Genomic DNA, 6,320 nt, shown 5'->3' with positions numbered 1-6,320 from the left:
CCGCAGACCTCGAGGGCCACGGCCCCATCGACGCGGTCCGCGCCCGGGCCCTGGCGGTCGGCGGGGTCTGGCGGCGGCTGGTCACCGACCCGGTCTCCCACCGGCTGCTGGACGTCGGGCGCGAGCGCTACCGACCCCCTGCCGCCCTCGATGAGTTCGTCCGCACCCGCGACGGGACGTGCGTCGCACCCGGCTGCGTCCGCCCGGCCTGCGGCTGCGACCTCGACCACACCGAGGAGTTCCACCCCCAGCCCGGCGCCGACCCCGACGCTGCCCTGGGCCGCACCGACGCGGACAACCTCGGGCCGCTGTGCCACCGGCACCACCGCCTCAAGACCGACGGCGGCTTCCGGCTGCGGCAGATCGCACCCGGCCTGTTCGAGTGGATCACCCCCACCGGGCACCGGTACCTGACGCGGCCGGGCACCGGGCAGTCGCACGACGCCACCGCCGACCCCCACGACGAGCCGCCCCTGTTCTGAGGCACCCGCGCCCGGCGCCGGCTCGGGTCCTCCGTCCGACCGATGCCGCGAGCGCCGGGGTCCCCCTGCGGTCGCGGTCGTACCGCGGCGGCGGTAGCCGCGATCCCTCCCGGGGGATGACGACGCGGGGGACCCGACCGCGGGACGGTAGGTCCATGCCGCCGGACCCGCCGGCGTGCGAGCACGAGGAGGCACCGTGACCGGTTCCGACCCGGACCACCCGGGAGTCCGCGCGGACCGTGCGATCCGGCTCGCCGCGGCGCTGCACTCCGCGGGGGTGCGGGCGGGTCACCGGGTGTCCCTCGTGCTCGGACCCGGACCCGCCCGGTCGGCGACGGTCGCGGCCTGCCTGCGGCTCGGCGCCGTCGTGGTGGCCACCAGCCCCGACCTGCCCGACCCCGACGTGGCCGCCGCGCACGCCGCGGCCCGACCGGACGTGGTGGTCGGCGACCGCCGCGGGATGCGGCTGGTCCGGCGGCTGCGCGGGCCTGCCCTGTGGCTGGCGGCGGACCGGCCGCGGCTCGCGGACCGGTTCGTCGGCGGGGCGCTCCCGCTGGTGGACCTGGTGACCCGGCACCTGCTCGTCGCGCTCCCGCCGGTCCCGGACCCGGACGGCGACGCCGCCCTGCTGTTCGTCCCGTCGGACCTGCCCGGCGAGGGGCCGCTCGGCGTGCACTGGACGCGCGCGGACCTCGGCGCACTGGCGGGGACGCAGCCCGACGGGGCCCTGCCGTCCCGGGGAGCCCGCGCGGCGTCGGCACCGCTCGCGCGGGACCTGCTGGCGGCGGCGCCGACCGGCTGGCTGCGGTCGCACGAGCGCGGTGCGGCGTCGTCACCGATCCGCCGGCCGGCGTTGGTCTGAGCCGGGCGCCGCCGACCGGGTGGCACCGCGTCCCGGTCACCGCCACCCCCGCCCGTCGACCACCGCCGCCACGGCGGCCCCCACGGCCGACGCGTCCTGCGCGACGCCCGGATCGGCGCCGAGCACGACGGCCACCGCGCCGCGCGCCGCTGGGTACCACCGCACCTGGCACTGGAACCCGACGCCCCACCCCTGGGTCATCACGCACGGCCGGCCGGGGGCGCCGAACGGGCAGACGCCCAGGCCGACCCCGAGGCCGCCGGGGTCGCGGACCAGCGCGGCGCCCTGGTCGGCGTCGAGCAGCACCCCGCCCCGCCCGTCGAGCGCCCGGCCGACGTCCGCGAGCAGGACGGCGAGGTCCTCGGCGGACGCCCACAGGCCCGAGGCCGCGAGGCCGGCGTAGTGCGCCCGCCCGCCGGCCACCCGCCGCCCGTCGGAGCGGTGCCCGGCGGCGGCGGAGACGGCGAGCCGGGCGACGACGGCCGCCCGCGGGCCGCGGGTCTCGTCGGCGGGCTCGCCGGCCCAGAAGCCGGTCGACCGGAGGCCGAGCGGGGCGGCGACCTCCTGGTGCAGGACGTCGGCGAAGGGCGCGCCGGTCGCGACCTCGACGGCGCGCTCGACGACGCAGTAGCCGGCGTCGGAGTAGGCGAAGCACGACCCCGGCTCGGCGGCGACCCGGACCGGGCCGGGGTGCGCCGCGGTGGTGCCGGCGAGGACGTCTGCGGTGGCCGGGACGCGGCCGGCGCAGGGCTCGAACGCGCCGGGCGGGTCGACGACGCCGCCGCGGTGCCCGAGCAGCTGGCGCAGGGTCGGGCCGGCGCGCCCCGGCACGTCGAGCGGGACGAGCTCGCGCACGTCGGCGTCGAGGTCGAGCAGTCCGCGCGCGGCCAGCCGCAGAACACCGACCGCGGTGACGGCCTTGGCGGCCGAGCAGAGGTGGAACGGGGTCGCCGGGGTGGCGGGCACCCGGCCGGCGGGGTCGGCCCACCCGGCGACGTCGACGAGGGTCGGACGGCCGTCCTCCACGACGACGGTGACGAGGGCGGGCGGGGCGGCGGTGGTGGGTGCGTCGGTCCGTGCGGTGGTCAACGAGGGCTCCGGGAGGTCGGGTGCGACCCGCGGTCCTCGCCCTGGACGCGGCTTCGCCCCGGACGCTAGCGGGGGCCACCGACACGCCGCCGGCACGCCGCCGACCACCCCGACCGGACCAGTCCCGCGGCTCCGTCAGCCCGGCGCGGTGACGAACACGTCGAGCAGCTCGGGGTGGTGCGCGTGCACCAGGACGCCGAACACGACGAGGTCGAACAGCAGGTGCACGGCGACGACGTACGGCAGCGAGGTGCTGCGCGCGAAGATCCACCCCTGGACGAGCGCGAACGGCACGGTGAGCAGCGGTCCCCACTCCCGGTAGCCGAGCTCCCAGAGGAACGACACGAAGACGACCGACTGCAGCACGTTGGCGGTCCACAGGCCGAGGTGCCGGCGCAGCAGGGCGAAGACCGTGCAGATGAAGAACAGCTCGTCCCAGATGCCGACGGCGTTCACGCCCACGAACAGCCGCGCGATGTCCTGGCCGCCGTCCAGGTCCGGCCAGTTCCGGTACGCGCCGGACCCGATGAAGTAGAAGGGCAGGACGAGGTAGCCGATGACCACGACGGCGGCGAGGTAGACCCACTGCCACCGGGCCCAGCGGCGCCCGGTGGCGACCGGGAACCGGATGGTCCGCTGCCCGAAGAGGTACCGGGAGAGCGCCCACGGCACCAGGACGGCGAGCGACAGGGCCACGGTGAACCGCGCCATGCCCGCGTCGGACAGGTCGGCCTGCAGCGAGATGGCGGAGACGATCGCCATGCCGGTGCCGATGAGCGCCAGGTCCCGCCCGAGCGCGCGGTCGACGGCCAGGCCGAGCGCGACGCCCGCCACCAGCGGCACGTAGCCGAGCGGCCGGACGTGCACGGCGAAGATCAGGACCGCGGCGCCGCACACGAGGGCGGCGGCGAGCAGCCGGGCGGGGGAGCCGACGTCCCACGGTCCCCGGGGCTCGGCCGCGGCGGCGCCGCGCGCGGCGGCCGGCGGTGTCGCGGGCGTGGCCGCGGCGGGGGTGGTCACCTCGGCACAGTGCCACGGGCGGAGCGGCCCGGCCAGGCGAGCGGCCGCCGGCCGGCGCCGCGGCGGCTGAGGGACGGGGCCCGGTCAGGGCGCCAGGAACGGGAGCCCGGCGAAGAAGACCAGCAGCGCGCCGACCAACCCGCCGCTCATCCGCAGCAGGTCGCGCCGGCCCCGCGGGGAGCGGTCGTACCGCGTGCGTGTCCGCCACGCGAGCGCCGCCGCCAGCAGGAGGAGCGCGGCCGCGACGAGCGGGCGCCAGGACGCCGCGCGGAGGGCGACCACCACCTCGACGACCGCGAGCACCGCCGCGACCCAGGAGAACAGCTCCGCGCGCCACGAGAACCAGTCGGAGCTGTCGCCCGTGCGTCGGGCGCGGCCGTGCGGGTCGGCGGGGTCGACGTGCGCCTCGCCCGGCGCGAGCGGCTCGCGGTGCTCGACGAGGCCGGGGATCGACGACGGCTGGCGGCGGGGCACGCGGCGACGGTACCGGCCGGGCCGTGGTGGCGGGTCGAACGGCGGCCGAACTCCTCACACGTCCCCTGGTGGCGGCCGATCGTACGATCTGGGTGGCATGCGCTTCCCCGCGCCGTGCCGCCCGCCGACCCGCCCGCACGACCCCGCCCCCGGAAGGACCCCCTGTGCTGCGACCGACCCGGATCCTGCTGCGCGACGGCGCGACCCGCGCCCTGCTGCGCGCGGTCGACCTGCGCGGCCACACGGTCCGCATCGAGGGCACCGGGGGGAGCCTGCGCGTCGAGGACGCGACGACGGAGACGCTGCTGGTCGACGCGCCCATGGCCCGGCTGGAGCTGATCGACGGCGAGTCGATCCACTACGAGGGCGCCGGCCGGGTGCTCGACCAGCGCGAGCTGCGGCACCTGCGGATCACCCTGGAGTTCGCGGAGCCGGCGACGCGGTCGCTGCCGCGCGCGCCGCGCTGACCCGCGCGCGGTCCGGTCGCGCGGGCCGGGACGCCCGCCGCGGCGGGGGATGATCTCCGGGTGATGCGTCTCGGGGTCGTCGGTGCGGGTGCCATGGTGGCGGAGTTCCTGGAGCGCGCGGCGCCGCGCGTCCCGGGCCTGGAGGTCGCCGGGCTGCTCGCGCGTCCGCGGTCGCTGGACCGGGCGCGGGAGCTCGCCGCGCGCACCGGCGTGCCGCTCGTGACGGACGACCTGGACGCGCTGTGCGCCGCGGGGATCGACACGCTGTACGTCGCGGTGCCGAACGCGGCGCACGTCGCCTACGCCCGCGAGGGTCTGGAGCGCGGGCTGCACGTCGTGGTCGAGAAGCCGATGACGAGCACCGTCGACGAGGCGCTGGACCTGCGCCGGCTCGCCGGGGAGCGCGGCCGGTTCCTGTTCGAGGCGATCACGACGATCCACCTGGCCGCGTTCGCCCAGGTGCGCCGGTGGCTGCCGCGGGTCGGCGACGTGAAGCTGGTGCAGAGCCAGTACAGCCAGTACTCGCGGCGCTACGACGCGTTCCGGGCGGGGGAGGTGCCGCCGGCGTTCGACCCGGAGCAGTCGGGCGGCGCGCTGATGGACCTGGGGCTGTACAACCTGCACTTCGTGCTCGGCCTGTTCGGGGAGCCGGAGCGGGCGGACTACACCGCCAACGTCGAGCGGGGGATCGACACCAGCGGCGTGCTGGTGCTCCGCTACCCGGGGTTCGTCGCGACCTGCACCCAGGCGAAGGACTCCGCCGGGCCGCAGGGCGGCCTGATCCAGGGCACCGCGGGCCGCATCACGACGTCGGCGTCGCCGAACCTGGTCGGGGCGGTGACGCTGGAGCTGGCCGACGGGACGGTGGAGACGGTCGACGACGGGCTGGCGGGGGACCGGCTCGCGACCGAGTTCCGGGCGTTCGTCCGGGCCGTCGAGACCGGCGACCGGGCCGCCGCGGCGGCGTGGCTGGACCGCAGCGTGGCGGTCAGCCGGGTGCAGACGGCGGCGCGCCTCGCCGCGGGGATCCGGTTCCCGGCGGACGGCTGACGCGGCCGCCCGGGCCGCCCGGTGCGGGGCCGCCCGGCCCGGGGACGACGGAGGCCCGGTCCCTGACGGGGCCGGGCCTGCGTGCTGGTGCCCTCGATAGGATTCGAACCTACGACCTTCTGCTCCGGAGGCAGACGCTCTATCCACTGAGCTACGAGGGCGGGGTACCGCCGCACGCCGACCGGCGAACCAGCGGCGCGGTGCACGAGACTACCAGGCTCTCAGTCCTCCCCGAGCAGCCCGGACAGGTAGACGCTGGTCTCGTCGACGGCGCGCACGTCGTCGCCCGCCGCGATGGCCTCGACCAGCCCGTCGTGGTTGTCGCCGTCCTGCAGGATCTGCGCGAAGTTGAACCGGATGTTGTCGGTGATCGCGTCGATGAGGTTCTCGTACAGCGACAGCAGCACCGGGTTGCGCGCGGCGCGGGCGATCGCGCGGTGCAGCGCGAGGTCGGCGGCGACCATCCGGTCGAGGGCGCCGGAGCGGTACGCCTCGGCGCGCTGGTCGCGCAGGCCGGTGATGGTCGCGACGTCGGCGGTGGTGCGGCGGCGCGCGGCGAGCCGGGCGGCCTCCACCTCCAGGCTGCGCCGGACCTCGATGACGTCCCGCTGCCGGGCGTCGGCGATCTGGCGGCCCATGCTGACGGCGAGCTCGGAGACGGACAGCACGTAGGTGCCCGAGCCCTGCCGCCGCTCGAGGAGGCCGGCGTGCACCAGCGACTGGACCGCCTCGCGGACCGTGTTGCGGCCGACGCCGAGCAGCTCGACCAGGGCGGGCTCCGGCGGGATGCGGGTGCCGACCGGCCAGTCGCCCGAGGTGATGCGCGCTCGGAGCTGCGCCACCGTCGCGTCGATGAGTCCGGTGCGTCGCGTCATG

Annotated in this window: 7 protein-coding genes, 1 tRNA gene and 1 pseudogene; 4 read left to right on the top strand and 5 right to left on the bottom strand. The window is 77.5% G+C overall.

The genetic code is table 11. The features are described from left to right. Together VER05_RS12885 and VER05_RS12880 are read left to right on the top strand one after the other, a co-directional pair. Nucleotides 1-482, top strand: a pseudogene (locus VER05_RS12885) (HNH endonuclease signature motif containing protein); the annotation flags it as partial. A gap of 196 nt (nt 483-678) precedes the next feature. Continuing rightward, entirely contained in the window at nt 679-1,344 is a 666-nt protein-coding gene (locus VER05_RS12880) for an AMP-binding protein (protein WP_324845734.1), read from the top strand. A 36-nt stretch (nt 1,345-1,380) separates the two neighbouring features. On the opposite strand, the gene VER05_RS12875 is transcribed toward VER05_RS12880, so the two are convergent. The 3 genes from VER05_RS12875 to VER05_RS12865 form a co-directional block, all read right to left on the bottom strand. Then, the gene (locus tag VER05_RS12875) at nt 1,381-2,433 is read right to left on the bottom strand and encodes a serine hydrolase domain-containing protein (RefSeq protein ID WP_324845733.1); all 1,053 of its coding nucleotides are present in this window, start codon (nt 2,431-2,433) and stop codon (nt 1,381-1,383) included. A 135-nt stretch (nt 2,434-2,568) separates the two neighbouring features. Beyond that, nucleotides 2,569-3,453 (bottom strand): type II CAAX prenyl endopeptidase Rce1 family protein, encoded by an 885-nt coding sequence (locus VER05_RS12870; protein WP_414647624.1) that lies wholly within the window; start codon nt 3,451-3,453, stop codon nt 2,569-2,571. Between the two features lie 84 nt (nt 3,454-3,537). Then, nucleotides 3,538-3,927, bottom strand: a complete 390-nt coding sequence (locus tag VER05_RS12865) for a hypothetical protein (RefSeq protein ID WP_324845732.1) — start codon at nt 3,925-3,927, stop codon at nt 3,538-3,540. 164 nt (nt 3,928-4,091) lie between these two features. Here VER05_RS12865 and VER05_RS12860 point away from each other — a divergent pair, with 164 nt between their 5' ends. Both VER05_RS12860 and VER05_RS12855 read left to right on the top strand, forming a co-directional pair. Further along, entirely contained in the window at nt 4,092-4,394 is a 303-nt protein-coding gene (locus VER05_RS12860; RefSeq protein ID WP_166938331.1) for a hypothetical protein, read from the top strand. Between the two features lie 63 nt (nt 4,395-4,457). Continuing rightward, a complete protein-coding gene (locus VER05_RS12855; RefSeq protein ID WP_324845740.1) occupies nt 4,458-5,444 on the top strand; it encodes a Gfo/Idh/MocA family oxidoreductase in 987 nt (328 codons plus the stop codon). Nucleotides 5,445-5,529: 85 nt separating this feature from the next. On the opposite strand, the gene VER05_RS12850 is transcribed toward VER05_RS12855, so the two are convergent. Next, a tRNA-Arg gene (locus tag VER05_RS12850) sits at nt 5,530-5,605 on the bottom strand. Nucleotides 5,606-5,665: 60 nt separating this feature from the next. Further along, entirely contained in the window at nt 5,666-6,319 is a 654-nt protein-coding gene (locus VER05_RS12845; RefSeq protein WP_324845731.1) for a FadR/GntR family transcriptional regulator, read from the bottom strand. Between the last annotated feature and the right edge of the window lies 1 nt (nt 6,320).

The sequence above is a fragment of the Cellulomonas sp. genome, assembly GCF_035634735.1.
Taxonomy (GTDB): Bacteria; Actinomycetota; Actinomycetes; order Actinomycetales; family Cellulomonadaceae; genus Cellulomonas.
The sequence above is the reverse complement of the archived record's forward strand: the minus strand, read 5'-3'. Positions and strand labels throughout refer to the sequence as shown.

Excerpts from the sequence above, each read along its gene's own strand:
- VER05_RS12855 (WP_324845740.1), top strand. The coding sequence starts at position 4,458 with ATGCGTCTCGGGGTCGTCGGTGCGGGTGCCATGGTGGCGGAGTTCCTG.
- VER05_RS12845 (WP_324845731.1), bottom strand. The coding sequence starts at position 6,319 with ATGACGCGACGCACCGGACTCATCGACGCGACGGTGGCGCAGCTCCGA.